The sequence below is a fragment of the Thioalkalivibrio sp. XN8 genome, assembly GCF_011058255.1.
Taxonomy (GTDB): Bacteria; Pseudomonadota; Gammaproteobacteria; order Steroidobacterales; family XN24; genus XN24.
In genome coordinates, this window is sequence record NZ_JAALFH010000065.1 from 19,735 (window position 1) to 34,496 (window position 14,762).

General features: G+C 68.5%; 11 protein-coding genes. 7 read left to right on the forward strand and 4 right to left on the reverse strand.

Annotated elements, in window-relative coordinates:
- Positions 1 to 337: 337 nt before the first annotated feature.
- The 5 genes from G6N75_RS10260 to G6N75_RS10280 all read left to right on the forward strand — a co-directional run bounded on the left by G6N75_RS10260 (position 338) and on the right by G6N75_RS10280 (position 5,403).
- The gene (locus tag G6N75_RS10260; RefSeq protein WP_165348264.1) at positions 338 to 904 is read left to right on the forward strand and encodes a YSC84-related protein; all 567 of its coding nucleotides are present in this window, start codon (positions 338 to 340) and stop codon (positions 902 to 904) included.
- 166 nt (positions 905 to 1,070) lie between these two features.
- A complete protein-coding gene (locus G6N75_RS10265) occupies positions 1,071 to 1,265 on the forward strand; it encodes a DUF2892 domain-containing protein (RefSeq protein ID WP_165348265.1) in 195 nt (64 codons plus the stop codon).
- A 54-nt stretch (positions 1,266 to 1,319) separates the two neighbouring features.
- Positions 1,320 to 1,955, forward strand: a complete 636-nt coding sequence (locus G6N75_RS15575) for a Crp/Fnr family transcriptional regulator (RefSeq protein ID WP_165348266.1) — start codon at positions 1,320 to 1,322, stop codon at positions 1,953 to 1,955.
- Between the two features lie 407 nt (positions 1,956 to 2,362).
- The gene (locus G6N75_RS10275; RefSeq protein ID WP_165348267.1) at positions 2,363 to 3,175 is read left to right on the forward strand and encodes a type II CAAX endopeptidase family protein; all 813 of its coding nucleotides are present in this window, start codon (positions 2,363 to 2,365) and stop codon (positions 3,173 to 3,175) included.
- Complete coding sequence (locus G6N75_RS10280) at positions 3,172 to 5,403, forward strand: patatin-like phospholipase family protein (RefSeq protein ID WP_165348268.1); 2,232 nt, start codon at positions 3,172 to 3,174, stop codon at positions 5,401 to 5,403. The genes G6N75_RS10275 and G6N75_RS10280 overlap by 4 nt, the downstream gene beginning before the upstream one ends.
- Positions 5,404 to 5,577: 174 nt before the next feature.
- Here G6N75_RS10280 and katG read toward each other — a convergent pair whose 3' ends face one another.
- Entirely contained in the window at positions 5,578 to 7,737 is a 2,160-nt protein-coding gene (katG, locus tag G6N75_RS10285) for a catalase/peroxidase HPI (RefSeq protein WP_165348269.1), read from the reverse strand.
- Positions 7,738 to 7,924: 187 nt separating this feature from the next.
- Between katG and G6N75_RS10290 the strand changes: the two genes are divergently transcribed.
- Entirely contained in the window at positions 7,925 to 9,754 is a 1,830-nt protein-coding gene (locus G6N75_RS10290) for an SLC13 family permease (RefSeq protein WP_165348270.1), read from the forward strand.
- A gap of 16 nt (positions 9,755 to 9,770) precedes the next feature.
- On the forward strand, positions 9,771 to 11,165 hold the full coding sequence (gene mltF, locus G6N75_RS10295) for a membrane-bound lytic murein transglycosylase MltF (RefSeq protein ID WP_165348271.1): 1,395 nt from the start codon (positions 9,771 to 9,773) through the stop codon (positions 11,163 to 11,165).
- Here the strand turns inward: mltF and tadA are convergent.
- From tadA to guaA, 3 genes are read right to left on the reverse strand one after another with little or no spacing between them, the layout of a single operon-like run.
- The gene (gene tadA, locus G6N75_RS10300) at positions 11,133 to 11,606 is read right to left on the reverse strand and encodes a tRNA adenosine(34) deaminase TadA (protein ID WP_165348272.1); all 474 of its coding nucleotides are present in this window, start codon (positions 11,604 to 11,606) and stop codon (positions 11,133 to 11,135) included. The genes mltF and tadA overlap by 33 nt on opposite strands.
- Positions 11,603 to 13,150, reverse strand: coding sequence for a glutamate synthase-related protein (locus G6N75_RS10305; protein WP_165348273.1), 1,548 nt, complete (start codon positions 13,148 to 13,150; stop codon positions 11,603 to 11,605). The genes tadA and G6N75_RS10305 overlap by 4 nt, the downstream gene beginning before the upstream one ends.
- A gap of 31 nt (positions 13,151 to 13,181) precedes the next feature.
- Positions 13,182 to 14,759 (reverse strand): glutamine-hydrolyzing GMP synthase, encoded by a 1,578-nt coding sequence (gene guaA, locus G6N75_RS10310; protein ID WP_165348274.1) that lies wholly within the window; start codon positions 14,757 to 14,759, stop codon positions 13,182 to 13,184.
- Between the last annotated feature and the right edge of the window lie 3 nt (positions 14,760 to 14,762).

Genomic DNA, 14,762 nt, shown 5'->3' on the forward strand with positions numbered 1-14,762 from the left:
GCCCGAAACCGCACTTGGATTCGAACCCACGGTTCATACAGAGCGGGTTCGATATCGGAGCCGGCGCCAGCCGGCGGAGATGCCGTCCCGCAGGGGCGGCCCATCCCACCCCCTCCGCCACTCCAGAGCCGAATCAGCGGATGGATGAGACGACCGCTCGGGCGGCCCATCCAACCTCTTTTGAAAGAAACGATAACTTTTTCTCATCGCTGCTCGCAGACGGCGGCTGCTAGACTTCTGCAGGCGTGCTACGAGTCGAAAGCGACTGGAATGTCGGGCCCGTAACAGCGACCTTTCTCTATGGCCTGCTCATTATCAAAGGGAGCCCCTCATGTCCATGAGCAAGAGAGCCTTCGTAACCGCCGTCGTGGCTGTGCTGGCGTTTGGCGCCGGTTGCACGACGACCACCGGCAACGGCGCTGATCCGGCCGCCCGGCGGGCGGCCATCGATACCGGCGTCGACGGCGCGCTCGAGTCCCTGTTCCGGCAGGTGGAAGGCTCCCGGGACCTGGTATCCCAGGCCCGCGGGGTGCTGGTGTTTCCGGACGTGATCGAGGCCGGTTTCGTGATCGCCGCATCCCGCGGGGTCGGCGCCCTACGCGTGGACGGGAAGACGGTCGCCTACCATGCCACCACGAGCGGCTCCTGGGGCTTCCAGGCCGGCGCGCAGTCGACCGCGGTCTTCATGCTGTTCATGACCGACGAGGCCCTGGCCCGGTTCCAGAACAGCAGCGGCTGGACGGTAGGCGCAGATGCGTCGGTGACGATGATCTCGGTCGGTGCGAATGCGCAGGTCTCCACGGCCACCGCCCAGCAGCCCGTGATCGGCTTCGTGCTGTCGAACCGCGGCCTGATGGCCGGTATCTCGCTCAACGGGGCGCGCATTACCCGACTGGACCTGTAAGACACCGTACCTCGGCGGAGGTGTTGGCGGCAGCTCGGTAAGGCCGCCCGCCTCCGGCGCGACCGGTTCGAGCCGTTTCCGAACCTGCCGGCGTGACAAAGTCACCGACGGACCGGCCGTTCCTGTGCCAAGCTCTGGTTGCATCCACCCATCGCAGGAGAGGAATATGCAACGCAATGAAGGCACCATCGATCGCGCGCTGCGCATCATCGCCGGCCTCGGCATCCTGTCACTGGTCTTCGTCGGCCCGCAGACCGCGTGGGGCTGGATCGGCCTCGTGCCGCTGGTCACCGGGCTGGTCGGCGTCTGCCCCGTGTACTCTATTTTCGGCATCCGGACCTGTCCCACGCCCAGGAGCTGAGGCGGCCGGCACAGGATTATCGCCACGGCGCCGCGTCCTCGGGGGCGCGGCGCGGTGAACGGAACGCGGCAGACGATCCCGGCGGGAACGGTCCTGTTCAGGCCGGGCGATCCCTGCCCCGGCTTCGTCGTGCTGCACGAGGGGTCACTGCGGGTGACCTTGGCGGCGGCCAACGGCCGCGAGGTGGTGCTGTACCGCGTCAGCCCCGGCGATGTCTGCCTGCAGACGTTCGCCTGCCTGGTCGAGGGCCGAAAGTATTCCGCCCTGGGTGTCGCCGAATCGGAACTCTTGGCGGATATCCTCGAACCGGCGGAATTCCACGCCGTCATGGCCCGGGACGAGGCCTTCCGCCAGCGCGTGTTCGCCGCGGTGGCGCGGCGCTTCGCCGACTTCGAGCAACTGGTGGAAGACGTCGCGCTGACCGGCTTCGAGGCGCGCCTGGCCCGCGCCTTGCTGCGCCTCGCCGGGCCCGGCGCCGTCGTGCGGGCCACCCATGAACAGCTGGCGACCGAGACGGGTTCGGGGCGCGCCGTGGTGAGCCGGCAGCTGGCCGCCTTCGCCGCCGCCGGCCACGTGGCCCTGCAGCGGGGGCTGGTCACGCTGACGGACCGGGCGGCGCTGGCCCGCATCGCGGGCGAGCGCCAGCGCGTTGCCGGCAACCCGGACCGTCCGGCCGAACGCCGGCCATAGCCCCCTTCGGCGGGCGCCGGCCACTTCAGGATCAGGACCCGCTCGCCGTCCTCGCCCGCGAATGTCGCCCACAGCGCCCCAGCGGCGAGGTGGCCGCCGAGGGAGGTGCTGTAAGCCGCCGTCGAAGCGCAGGGACTGGCCGGCCAGCTCGAGCTTGCCGACGAGCTGGTTGCAGCCGGTGTCGCCGTGCGCGAGGTGTTCGACTGGCTGTTCGCCGGACGCCCGGAACGGCCCGTCATTCATCCTGTCAGGGGCGAACTGGTACCTGCGGCGCCGGACTCGCCACCCGGCATGAATAAGAGACCCTCTCGCTACAGGTAAACCCCGATGCCTGAATGCCCGGCGATGGCGCATAGTCACGCTGGAGGCTTATGCAGGTGACAACCCAGACCCCGGAACCAGCGCGCATGGCAGCTTCGCACCATGGTGATATCCGGACCCGGGCCGTTGTCCCGTTCGTACTGCTGACTTTCGGCATCACCTGGGGCCTCATGGCCCTGATGATCTTCCAGGGCGACCTGATGGAGTCGCTGTTCGGGGCGCTCGGCGTCACTCACCCGGCTTACATACTCGCCGTCTGGTCCCCCGCCGTGGTCGCTTTCACCCTGGTCCTGCTACACGCCGGCCCCGGCGGAGTGCGGCGTTTTCTCGGCCGGCTGTCGCCCCGCGGCGTGGCGCCGGCATGGTGGGCACTGGCCTTCCTCGCACTGCCGCTGGTGAAGATCTTCAGCGCCATCCTCAACGGCACGCCGTTCAGCCAGCTGCTCGTGCTCCAGCCCTTCGGCGAGGTACTCCTGGTCACCGCATTCATGCTGGTGCTGGGCCCGGTGGAGGAATTCGGCTGGCGCGGCCTGATGCTGCCCCTCGTGCAGCGGGTGATGGCGCCGGCCTGGGCCGGGCTCATCGTCGGTTTCGCCTGGGCGATCTGGCACATCCCCGCGTTCTACCTGGGCGGCACGCCGCATACCGCCTGGGCCCTGGCGCCGTTTGTCATCGGCGTCACGGCGGTAGGCGTGGTCATGGCGGTGGTCTACAACCGCACCCGCGGCAACCTGCTGCTGCCGATCGTGATCCACTGGCAGCTCAACGTGGCGTTCTGGCCGGAAGCACAGCCCTGGGAGAACTACCTCAACGTCGCGCTCGCCGTAGCGCTGGTCTGGGCGCACCGTGACGTCATGTTCAGCAGGCGGCGGGCGGAACACACTGTAGTCCCGGCGTGACCGGCGTGCGGGCGAGCGTGGTCAAGCAGTGTGGATGGCGCCGCCATGCAGCGCTGTTCATTCTCGGCATCCTGGCGGTGTTCGCCGCGCACGAGGCCGGTGCACGCCCGACGGTCGGCCTGGTGCTCAGCGGCGGCGGCGCGCGCGGCGGCGCGCATGTCGGCGTCATTCGCGTCCTGGAAGACCTGAACGTGCCGGTGGATTACATCGCCGGTACCAGCATGGGCGCCGTGGTGGGCGGACTCTATGCCGCCGGCCTCACTGCCGACGAACTCGAGGAAGTCGTCAGGACTTCCGACTGGAACCTGCTGCTCAGCGACCGCCCCCCACGTTCGCAACGGTCCTTCCGCCGCAAGTCCGACGACCTCAGCTTCCTGGTGGATTTCGACCTCGGGGTCGACAGCACGGGACTGTTGCTGCCCGGCGGGTTGGTGCAGGGCCAGAACATGGACCTTGCACTGCGCCGTCTCACCCTTCCGGTCATGGCCATCGAAGATTTCGATCAGCTCCCCATCCCCTTCCGGTCCGTGGCGACGGATATCGGCAACGGCGAGATGGTGGTGTTCGATTCCGGCGACCTGGTGACCGCGATGCACGCGAGCATGGCGGTCCCGGGCGTCTTCAAGCCCGAACGGGTCGATGGCCGGCTGCTGGTCGACGGCGGCATATCGAGCAACCTGCCGATCGAGATCATGCGCGACATGGGCGCCGACATCATCATTGCCGTGGACCTGGGTTTCCCTCTCCAGCCGCAAGAGAAACTCGGCTCCGCCCTGGCGATCACCAGCCAGATGCTCACCATACTCATCAACAGCCGGGCCCAGGACCAGCTTCGGTTCCTTGAAGAAGACGATATCCATATCGCACCGGATCTCGGCGCGCTCGGCAGCCAGGAGTTCGACCGGCTGGCGGAAGCCATGGAAATCGGTCGTCGCGATGCCGCCAGACATGCGCAGGCCCTGGCTCGTCTCTCCATCCCGGACGAGGCGTATCGCGCTTACCGCGAGGACATCTCGAGGCGCCGCGGGGCGCCGCCGGTCGTCGACGATGTCCGGGTGGTGAACGATTCCGGCCTGTCGCCCAAGGCCATCGAAGCGCGGTTGCAGCCGTTTACCGGCAAACCGCTGCAGCTCGACGCGCTGGAGCGCAACATCGCCGACATCTACGCACTGGACACCTTCGAGTCCGTGACCTACGACGTGCGCCAGGAAGACGGCCTCAACACGCTGGAGATCAAGAGCACGGCGAGACAGTGGGGACCCAACTACATCCGCTTCGGCATCAACCTCGAGGACGACTTCCAGGGCGGCAGCAACTACAACGTCGCGGCCCGCCTCACCATGACCGAAATCAACCCCCTCGGCGGGGAGTTCCGCACGGAACTGCAAATAGGCGAGTCGCCGCGCCTGTTCGGGGAACTCTTCCAGCCGCTGGACTACCGCTCGCGATGGTTCATCAACCCGAAGCTCGAGCTGCGCCGCACCAGCGAGGGGATTTTCGATGACGGCATCCAGCTGGCCCAGCTCAGCTCCAGCCAGGGCAGCGTGTCGCTGGAAGGTGGACGCCAGCTCGGGCACTGGGGTGAGTTCCGGGTTGGGCTGCTGCGCCTCCGCAGCGACCAGTCCCTCCTCATCGGGGAACCGGGGCTGGAGGGCGAAGAAGGCAATCTCGGGGCCTGGCTTGCGCAGTTGGCCTACGACACGATCGACCAGGTGGACATCCCGCTGCACGGTACGCTGGCAGCCGTGGCATGGAATGGCTCGCGCCGCAACATCGGCTCGGACGGCGACTTCGACGTCGGGAGTCTCTTTCTGCTGAAACCTATGACCTGGGGCCGTAACACGCTGCTGCACTGGTGGAACCTGGACGCCACGCTGCGTGACGACACGGCGGGGATACAGCCGTTCACGCTCGGGGGCCCCTTCAGCCTGTCCGGCTACGCGATCGGCGAACTGCGCGGCAAGCACCGCGGCATAGGCCGGCTGCTCTATTATCGCCGGCTCGGCCACGACCCCGTTTCAGGCCTCGATAACCAGTTCTACGTGGGGTTCTCGCTGGAAGCAGGTAATGCCTGGGAAAGTCGCGAGGCGATAACGCTCAGCAACACCCTCACCGCCGGCAGCCTGTTCGTCGTCCTGGACACGCTGGTCGGGCCCTTCTATCTCGGCTACGGCATAGGGGAGGACGACCGTCGTTCCGCTTTCCTGTACCTCGGGCAGACCTTCTGACGCCCGGTGCGGCGAGGGGTCATGGGCTGGCCTCGATGGCCAGGTCGGCCCGCGCATGATTCGCATGGCGCCCACTTTAGCGTCCGACGCTAGTGTCGAAATGATGCCCGACCCCGCAACGCGGGGCCGGGCACCAGGGGGACGCTGCCGGGGGAACAGCAGCGGTCAGGGGACTCAGGCCAGGTCGAAACGGTCCGCGTTCATGACCTTGGTCCAGGCCGCGACGAAGTCCTTGACGAACTTCTCCTGGTTGTCGTCCTGGGCGTAGACCTCGGCGTAAGCGCGCAGGATGGAGTTCGAGCCGAACACCAGGTCCACGCGGGTCGCCGTCCACTTCACCTCGCCGCTCTTGCGGTCGCGGATCTCGTAGAGGTTCTTGCCTGCCGGCTTCCACGTGTACGCCATGTCGGTGAGGTGGACGAAGAAGTCGTTCGTCAACGCGCCGACGCGGTCAGTGAACACGCCGTGCTTGCTGCCGCCGTGGTTGGCGCCCAGCACCCGCAGGCCGCCCAGCAGCACCGTCATCTCCGGGCCGGTCAGCCCCATCAGCTGCGTGCGGTCGAGCAGCAGCTCCTCGGGCGCCACGTCGTAGGCCGAGTCGAACCAGTTGCGGAAGCCGTCGGCGATCGGCTCGAGGACCCGGAAGGACTCCGCGTCGGTCGTCTCGTCGGTGGCGTCGCCGCGGCCGGGCGCGAAGGGCACGGCCACGTCGAAGCCGGCAGCCTTGATGGCCTGCTCGAGGCCCACGTTGCCGGCCAGCACGATCACGTCCGCGATGCTCGCCCCGGTCTCCGCCGCAATCGGCTCCAGCACGTCGAGCACCTTCTGCAGCCGCTCGGGCTCGTTGCCCTTCCAGTCCTTCTGCGGCGCGAGGCGGATGCGGGCACCGTTGGCCCCGCCGCGCATGTCCGAGCCGCGGTAGGTGCGGGCGCTGTCCCAGGCCGTCGCCACCAGTTCGGCGATCGAGAGCCCGCTGGCGGCGATCTTCGCCTTCACGGCGTCGATGTCGTAGTCGGTGCTCCCGGCGGGCACCGGGTCCTGCCACAGCAGGTCTTCCGCCGGCACCTCGGGGCCGATGTAGCGCGCCTTCGGGCCCATGTCCCGGTGGGTCAGCTTGAACCAGGCTCGCGCGAAGGTGTCCTTGAAATATTCCGGATCGTTGCGGAACCGCTCCATGATTTCGCGGTAAGCCGGATCCATCTTCATGGCCATGTCGGCGTCGGTCATGATCGGGTTATGGCGGACTGAAGGATCGCTGGCGTCGACCGGCTTGTCCTCTTCCTTGATGTCGACCGGCTCCCATTGCCAGTGCCCGGCGGGACTCTTCTTCAACTCCCACTCGTGGTCGAGCAGCATGTCGAAATAGCCCATGTCGAACTTCGTGGGCTCCTTGGTCCAGGCGCCCTCGATGCCGGAGGTGACGGCCTTGCTGGCGCGGCCGCCCATGTCCGGATTCATCCAGCCCAGGCCCTGGTTCTCCACCTCGGCCGCTTCGGGGGCGGGGCCGAGCTTGGCCTCGGAGCCGTTGCCGTGGGCCTTGCCGACGGTATGGCCGCCGGCGGTGAGCGCTGCGGTCTCCTCGTCGTTCATCGCCATGCGAGCGAATGTGACCCGCACGTCATGCGCCGACTTCAGCGGGTCCGGCTTGCCGTCGCGGCCTTCCGGGTTGACGTAGATCAGGCCCATGTGGACCGCGCCGAGCGGCTCTTCCAGGGACTCCGGGTCCTCTTCGTTGGCGTACCGGAGGACGCTCTCGGCCAGCCACTCTTTCTCCGAACCCCAGTAGACGTCCTGCTCGGGCTCCCAGATGTCCGCGCGGCCGAAGCCGAAGCCGAAGGTCTCGAGACCCATGGACTCGTAGGCCACGTTGCCGGCCAGGATCATCAGGTCCGCCCAGCTGAGCCTGTTGCCGTACTTCTTCTTGACCGGCCACAGCAGGCGGCGGGCCTTGTCGAGGTTGCCGTTGTCGGGCCAGGAGTTCAGCGGCGCGAAGCGCTGGTTGCCGGTGCCGCCGCCGCCGCGACCGTCGAACAGCCGGTAGGTGCCGGCGGCATGCCAGGCCATGCGGATCATCAGGCCGCCGTAGTGGCCCCAGTCGGCCGGCCACCAGTCCTGGCTGTCGGTCATCAGGGCCTCGAGGTCCTTCTTGACGGCGTCGAAGTCGAGCTTCTTGACCTCTTCGCGATAGTCGAAATCGGGCCCCATCGGGTTGGACTTGGTGTCGTGCTGGTGGAGGATGTCCAGGTTCAGCGCGTTGGGCCACCATTCCGTGTTGGATGTTCCGGCGGTGGTGTTGGCGCCGTGCATTACCGGGCACTTGGATTCGTTCGACATGGGGTTCCCCCTCCTTTGGACGGTTGGTGCACACCAGTCTAGGGATGGACAGGCCATTGGTCTAATGAATTAAAGCTATTGAGCCCATAGTTCCTGACTATCCCGCCGGGTTTCGCCTGCGAGCACCGTCTGAGGCAGACTACGCCCCTGGGCCCCGCCGGCCGGGGCGCCGTTTCCAGGGAGACTGATGCAGCTGCAGCAGGGGTTGATCCTCGCCATCCTCGTCGCCATGGTGACCCTGTTCCTGTGGGGCCGCTGGCGGCACGACATGGTGGCGCTGGGGGCCCTGCTGGCGTGCGTGCTGCTGGGCCTGGTGCCGGCCGCCGGGGCCTTCTCCGGTTTCGGCCATCCGGCGGTCATCACGGTCGCCTGCGTGCTGGTGCTGAGCCGGGCCCTGCAGGCTTCGGGGGCGGTGGACCTGGTGGTCGAGAAGTTCATGCCGTCGAATGCGGGCCCCCTGCTGACTATCGCCGCGCTGACCGGCATCGGCGCCCTGTTGTCGGGCTTCATGAACAACGTCGGCGCCCTGGCGCTGCTGATGCCGGTGGCGCTGCAGATCGCGGCCAGGCAGGAGCTAGCGCCCGGCCAGGTATTGATGCCGCTGGCCTTCGGCTCCATTCTCGGCGGCATGACGACCATGGTCGGCACTCCGCCCAACCTGATCGTCTCGGGCTTTCGCGCCGAAGCGACCGGCACCAGCTTCGCGATGTTCGATTTCACGCCGGTCGGCGCCGCGGTGGCGGCGGCCGGGGTCGTGCTGGTGATACTGCTGGGCCGGCTGCTGGTGCCCGTGCGGGAGCGCGGGGGCGTGGAGGAGTTCGAGACCGGCGCTTACATCACGGAAGCCAGGGTCAAGGAAGACAGCAAGGCAGCGGGGCAACGGCTCGCCGAGATCGAAGCCGCGCTCGAGGAGCACGGGGCCCAGGTGCTCAGCCTGGTGCGCAACGAGGTGCGGGTCAATGCGCCGCAAGGCAATCGTGTGGTCAAGGCCGATGACATCCTGGTGATCGAGGCAGACCCCGACGGGCTGGGCAGCGCCCTGTCGAGCCTGGGGCTCAAGCTGGAGGAAGACAAGCCGCGGCCCACGGGCGAACCGATCACGCCCGAGCAGGCCGCAGCAGCAGAGCAGGACGGGGACGGGGACGACGAGCCCCGCGACGAGGACAGCGTGCTGGTAGAAGTTGCGGTGCTGCCGGATTCGGCGCTGGTGGACCACTCGGCCAGCCGGCTGCGGCTGCGCACCCGCTACGGCATCAGCCTGCTGGCGGTATCGCGCCGCGGCCGTCGCTCGCTGGCGCGCCTGCGCACCATGAGCTTCAAGGCCGGCGACGTGCTGCTGCTGCATGGCCCCGAGGACGTCATCGTGGAGTTCGCCAACGAGACCGGCTGCGTGCCGCTCGCCGGTCGTTCGCTGCGGCTGCCGGACCGGCGCAAGATGCTGTTGTCGACCGGCATCCTGGTCCTGGCCGTGGGCGGGGCGGCGCTCGGGCTGCTGCCCGCGGCAATTTCTTTCGCCGCCGGGGTACTGGCGACCATGGCGCTGCGGACGCTGCCGCTGCGGCAGGTCTACGAATCCATCGACTGGCCGGTGATCGTGCTGCTCGGCGCGTTGATCCCGGTCGCGGCGGCGATGGAGACCACGGGCGCGGCGGACCTGGTGGCGCGGGGGCTGCTCGACGGGGTCGCCCAGGGGAACGCCGTGATCGCGCTCGTCGTCATGCTGGTCGTCAGCATGACGTTGTCCGACCTGATGAACAACGCGGCCACCGCCGCGATCATGTGCCCGATCGCCATCGGCGCGTCGGCGCAGCTCGGGGTCAACGCCGATCCTTTCCTGATGGCCGTGGCGGTCGGCGCCTCCTGCGCTTTCCTCACGCCGATCGGCCACCAGAACAACACGCTGATCCTCGGGCCCGGCGGCTTCCGCTTCGGCGACTACTGGCGCCTGGGCCTGCCGCTGGAGATCCTGGTGGTGCTGGTCGCGGTACCGATGCTGCTGTGGGTGTGGCCGCTGTGACGGAAGCGGCACGGTCATGAGGCTGGTCGCGATCCTGGTGCTCGCGCTGCTCCTGGGCACCTGCACCCAGCCGCTGAACCGGCTCGAGCAGGTCGAGCGCGAAGGCGTGCTGCGGGTCGTGACCCGCAATGCACCGACCACCTATTACATCGGCTCGGAGGGGCCGGTCGGCCCCGAGTACGACCTGGCGCGCGGCTTTGCCGAGTTCCTCGGCGTGGAGCTCGAGATCTACACCGTGGACAGCCTGTCGCAGGTGTTGCCCGAGGTGATCTCGGGCCGCGCCCACCTGGCCGCCGCGGGCCTCACCGTCACGCCGGCCCGCCAGCAGGAGGTGGCGTTCGGCCCGGTCTACCGGCGCGTCACCCAGCAGCTGGTCTACCGGCGCGGCAGCTGGCGCCCCCGCGAGCTGGACCAGGTGGTCGGGGGCCGGCTGGAAGTGGTCGCCGGCAGCAGCTATGTCGACACGCTCGAGGCGCTGCGGCTCACGCTGCCCGGGCTGACCTGGCTCGAGCATCCCACGGCCGAGACCCAGGAACTGCTGGCGCAGGTGGCCGACGGGGCCATCGACTACACCATCGCGGATTCGACCGCGGTGCTGGTGAACCGCTACTTTCACCCGGACATCCGCGTGGCGCTGGACCTCAGCGAGCCCCAGCCCATCGCCTGGGCCTTTCGCCGCGGCGACGACCGGAGCCTGATCGAGCGCGCCGAGGCGTTTTTCGCGGCGGCTTCCGCCGACGGGACGATCGCGGAGGTCATGGACCGTTACTATGGCCATACCGACCGTTTCGACTATGTCGGCACCCGCACCTTCCTGCGCCACGTCGAAGACCGGCTGCCCCGGTACCAGGCCTGGTTCCAGGAAGCTGCCGCCGAGCATGGTTTCGACTGGCGCCTGATCGCCGCGCTGGCCTACCAGGAATCGCACTGGAACCCGGCGGCGGTCTCTCCCACCGGCGTGCGGGGCCTGATGATGCTGACCCGTGACACCGCCGGGGCCATGGGCGTCGAGGACCGCAACGATCCCGAGCAGAGTATCCGCGGGGGCACAGCCTACCTGCGGCGGGTCATCGGCAAGATCCCGGAACGCATCCCGGAGCCGGACCGTACCTGGATGGCGCTCGCCGGCTACAACATCGGCTTCGGCCACCTCGAGGACGCCCGCCGCATCACCGAGGGCCGGGGGCTCGATCCCGACCGCTGGGCCCACGTGCGCGACAGCCTGCCGCTGCTGACCCAGGAGCGCTGGTACAAGGGCACCCGTTTCGGCTACGCGCGCGGCTGGGAGCCGGTGCGCTACGTCGACAATATCCGGCGCTATTACGAAATCCTGGGCTGGATCACCGCCGACCCCCGCGCCCCGCAGCTGGCCGGACGATCAGCGCCGGGCGCGGAAAAAACTACGGAGTAGGGCCGCGCTCGCGTCGGCGAGCACGCCGCCGGTCACCTCGACCTGGTGGTTCAGCCGGGGCGAGCGCAACAGGTCGAATACGCTGCCGGCTGCCCCGGCCCTGGGGTCGGCGGCGGCGTAGACCAGCCGCCTGACCCGCGCGTGCACCATGGCGCCGGCGCACATCGGGCAGGGCTCGAGGGTCACGTAGAGCGTGGTGCCGGGCAGCCGGTAATTGCCGATCACCTCGCCGGCGGCCCGCAGGGCGCGGATCTCGGCGTGGCCCGTGGGATCGCAGGTGGCGATGGGCCGGTTCCAGGCCTCGGCCAGCACCTCGCCGTCGGGCCCGACCAGCACGGCGCCGACCGGCACCTCGCCCTCCGCCTCGGCACAGGCGGCCAGCTCCAGCGCGCGGCGCATGCAGGTCTCGTCCAGGGCCGACGAGTCCGGGACGGGCGTCATTGCGGCCCGAGCACGCCGGCAAAGCGCACGCCCGAGAGCAGCGCCATGTCCCGTTGCCAGGTCGTCAGGTCGTCGCGGTCGAACTGGTTCAGGTGGTCATGACCGCAGGCGCGCGCCATCACCTGCATGAGTTCTACCGATGCCGTGAAGAAGTTGCACAACTGCTGCGCCGAGCGGTCGACGTCGATGCGCTTGCGCAGCTCCGGCTTCTGGGTGGCGACGCCGGAGGGGCAGTTGTTGGTGTGGCACATGCGCGCGGCCACGCAGCCCACTGCCTGGATGGCGGAGTTGGCCAGCGCGATGCCGTCGGCGCCGAGCGCCAGCGCCTTGACGAAATCCATCGGCACCCGCAGGCCGCCGGTGATGATCAGCGTCACCCGGCCGCTGGCCTTCTGCTTGTCCAGCAGCCGGCGCGCGCGCGCCAGCGCCGGGATGGTCGGCACGCTGATGTGGTCGCGGAACATCTCCGGGGCCGCGCCGGTGGCGCCGCCGCGGCCGTCGAGAATGATGTAGTCGGCGCCGACGTCGAGCGCGAACTGCACGTCGCGCTCGATGTGGTTGGCGCTGAGCTTGAAGCCGACCGGGATGCCGCCACTGATCTCCCGCACCCGGGCGGCAAACTTGCGGAAGTCCTTCTTCGAGGACAGGTCACGGAAGGTCGGCGGGGAGACGGCCGGGGTCCCGGGCTCGAGCCCGCGGACCTCGGCGATCTTGCCGATGTTCTTGCTCGCCGGCAGGTGGCCGCCCGTGCCCGTCTTGGCGCCCTGCCCGCCCTTGAAGTGGAAGGCCTGGACCTTTTCGAGCAGCTCCTCGCGATAGCCGAACATGGCGCTGGCCAGCTCGTAGAGGTAGCGCGAATTGGCCTGCTGCTCCTCCGGCAGCATGCCACCCTCGCCCGAGCAGATGCCGGTGCCGGCCAGCTCCGCGCCCTTGGCCAGCGCGAGCTTCGCTTCCTCCGACAGCGCGCCGAAGCTCATGTCCGAGACGAACAGCGGGATCTTCAGGTGCAGCGGCTTCTTCGCTTCCGGCCCGATCACCAGCTCGGTGCCGACCTCGACGTCCTCCTGCAACGGCTGCTCGGCCAGCTGGGCAACCAGGATCTGCAGGTCGTCCCAGTGGGGCAGCTCGTGCCGCGGCACGCCCATGGCGGTCATCGGCCCGTGGTGGCCGAAGGTCTTGAGACCGTCCCGCGCGAGCTCGTGGATGAATACCACCGTCGGCTCTTCCGGCGTCGGCTCCGCCCGCGGCGCGCTGTCGGTCGTCGCGCCCTCGGCGCCGGGGCCTTCCGCGCCGACGTCGTCGGCGGAGAACTTCTTATGCGTACCGTCGCAGAAAGGCTGGTTGCCCGTATGCTTGCAAACGCAGAGGTAGGCGTCGCCGGCTTCCTGGGCAACGAACTTCCTCGGCGTGAAGTCGGTGCCCCGGTGCGAACCGTCGCAGAAGGGCTGGTTATTCGAGCGGCCGCAGCGGCACCAGTAGTATTCCTTGCCTTTCTCGAGTGTGACCTTGGCCGGCTTGTTGTCGGCTACGACGGGTTTCGACATGGCAACACCTTGAGCTCCGTAACGCCCGGCCCTATTCCCACTCGATGGTCGCCGGCGGCTTGCCGGAGATGTCGTAGGTGACGCGGGAGATGCCGGGGATCTCGTTGATGATCCGCCGGCTGACGAGGTCCAGGAACTCGTAGGGCAGGTGGGCCCAGTGGGCAGTCATGAAGTCCACCGTCTCGACGGCGCGCAGCGCGACCACGTAGTCGTAGGTACGGCCGTCGCCCATCACGCCCACCGAGCGGACCGGCAGGAACACGGCGAAGGCCTGGCTGACCTTGTCGTACAGGTCGTGGTTGCGCAGCTCGGTGATGAAGATGTCGTCCGCCAGCCGCAGGAGGTCGGCGTATTCCTTCTTCACCTCGCCGAGGATGCGCACGCCGAGGCCGGGGCCGGGGAAGGGATGGCGGTACACCATGTCCCAGGGCAGGCCGAGCTCGAGGCCGATCTTGCGCACCTCGTCCTTGAACAGCTCGCGCAGCGGCTCGACCAGCTGCATGCGCATCCGCTCCGGCAGCCCGCCGACGTTGTGGTGCGACTTGATGACGTGGGCCTTGCCGGTCTTGGCGCCGGCCGACTCGATCACGTCGGGGTAGATCGTGCCCTGCGCCAGCCAGTCGATGTCCTTCAGCTGCTGGGCCTGTTCCTCGAACACCTCGATGAACAGCCGGCCGATGATCTTGCGCTTCTCCTCCGGGTCCTCGACCCCGGCGAGCGCGGCGAGGAACCGGTCCTCGGCGTCGACGCGGATGACGCGGATGCCCATGTGCCGGGCGAAGGTCGCCATCACCTGGTCGCCCTCGCCCTGGCGCAGCAGGCCGTGGTCCACGAACACGCAGGTCAGCTGGTCCCCGATCGCGCGGTGCAGTAGCGCGGCGACCACCGACGAGTCCACGCCACCCGACAGGCCGAGCAGCACCTTGGAGCCGCCGACCTGCGCGCGAACGCGGGCAATGGCGTCGTCCACGATGTTGCCGGCGTTCCAGTCGCTGGCGCAGCCGCAGATGTCATGCACGAAGCGCGACAGGATGCGGGCGCCCTGGCGGGTGTGCGTGACCTCGGGATGGAACTGCAGCCCGTAGAAACGGCGGCCGTCGTCGGCCATGCCCGCCAGCGGGGCGCTGTCGGTGCCGGCAATGGCGATGAAGCCGGGCGGCAGGGACTCGACCCGGTCGCCATGGCTCATCCAGACGTCGAGCAGCGGCGTGCCCTCGCTGTCCTCGTGGTCCTCGATGTCGTCCAGCAGGCTGGAGCCGCCCGTGACCTTGACGCGGGCGTAGCCGAACTCCCGGTGGGTGGAGCCCGCCACCTCGCCGCCGAGCTGGGCGGCCATGGTCTGCATCCCGTAACAGATGCCCAGCACCGGCACGCCCAGGTCGAACACCGTGTCGGAGGCGCGCGGCCCTTCGTCGATGGTCACCGACTCCGGGCCGCCGGAGAGGATGATGCCGGACGGGGCGAAGGCCCGGATGTCGTCGGCCGGGCAATCCCAGGCGCGGATCTCGCTGTAGACCCCGGCCTCGCGCACCCGGCGGGCGATCAGCTGCGTGTACTGCGAGCCGAAGTCGAGGATCAGGATCCGCTGGGCATGGATGTCGGTGGTCATGGC

Coding starts and splice junctions, on each gene's coding strand:
- G6N75_RS10260 (WP_165348264.1), top strand. CDS start 338: ATGAGCAAGAGAGCCTTCGTAACCGCCGTCGTGGCTGTGCTGGCGTTT.
- G6N75_RS10265 (WP_165348265.1), top strand. CDS start 1,071: ATGCAACGCAATGAAGGCACCATCGATCGCGCGCTGCGCATCATCGCC.
- G6N75_RS10275 (WP_165348267.1), top strand. CDS start 2,363: ATGGCAGCTTCGCACCATGGTGATATCCGGACCCGGGCCGTTGTCCCG.
- katG (WP_165348269.1), bottom strand. CDS start 7,737: ATGTCGAACGAATCCAAGTGCCCGGTAATGCACGGCGCCAACACCACC.
- G6N75_RS10290 (WP_165348270.1), top strand. CDS start 7,925: ATGCAGCTGCAGCAGGGGTTGATCCTCGCCATCCTCGTCGCCATGGTG.
- mltF (WP_165348271.1), top strand. CDS start 9,771: ATGAGGCTGGTCGCGATCCTGGTGCTCGCGCTGCTCCTGGGCACCTGC.
- tadA (WP_165348272.1), bottom strand. CDS start 11,606: ATGACGCCCGTCCCGGACTCGTCGGCCCTGGACGAGACCTGCATGCGC.
- G6N75_RS10305 (WP_165348273.1), bottom strand. CDS start 13,150: ATGTCGAAACCCGTCGTAGCCGACAACAAGCCGGCCAAGGTCACACTC.
- guaA (WP_165348274.1), bottom strand. CDS start 14,759: ATGACCACCGACATCCATGCCCAGCGGATCCTGATCCTCGACTTCGGC.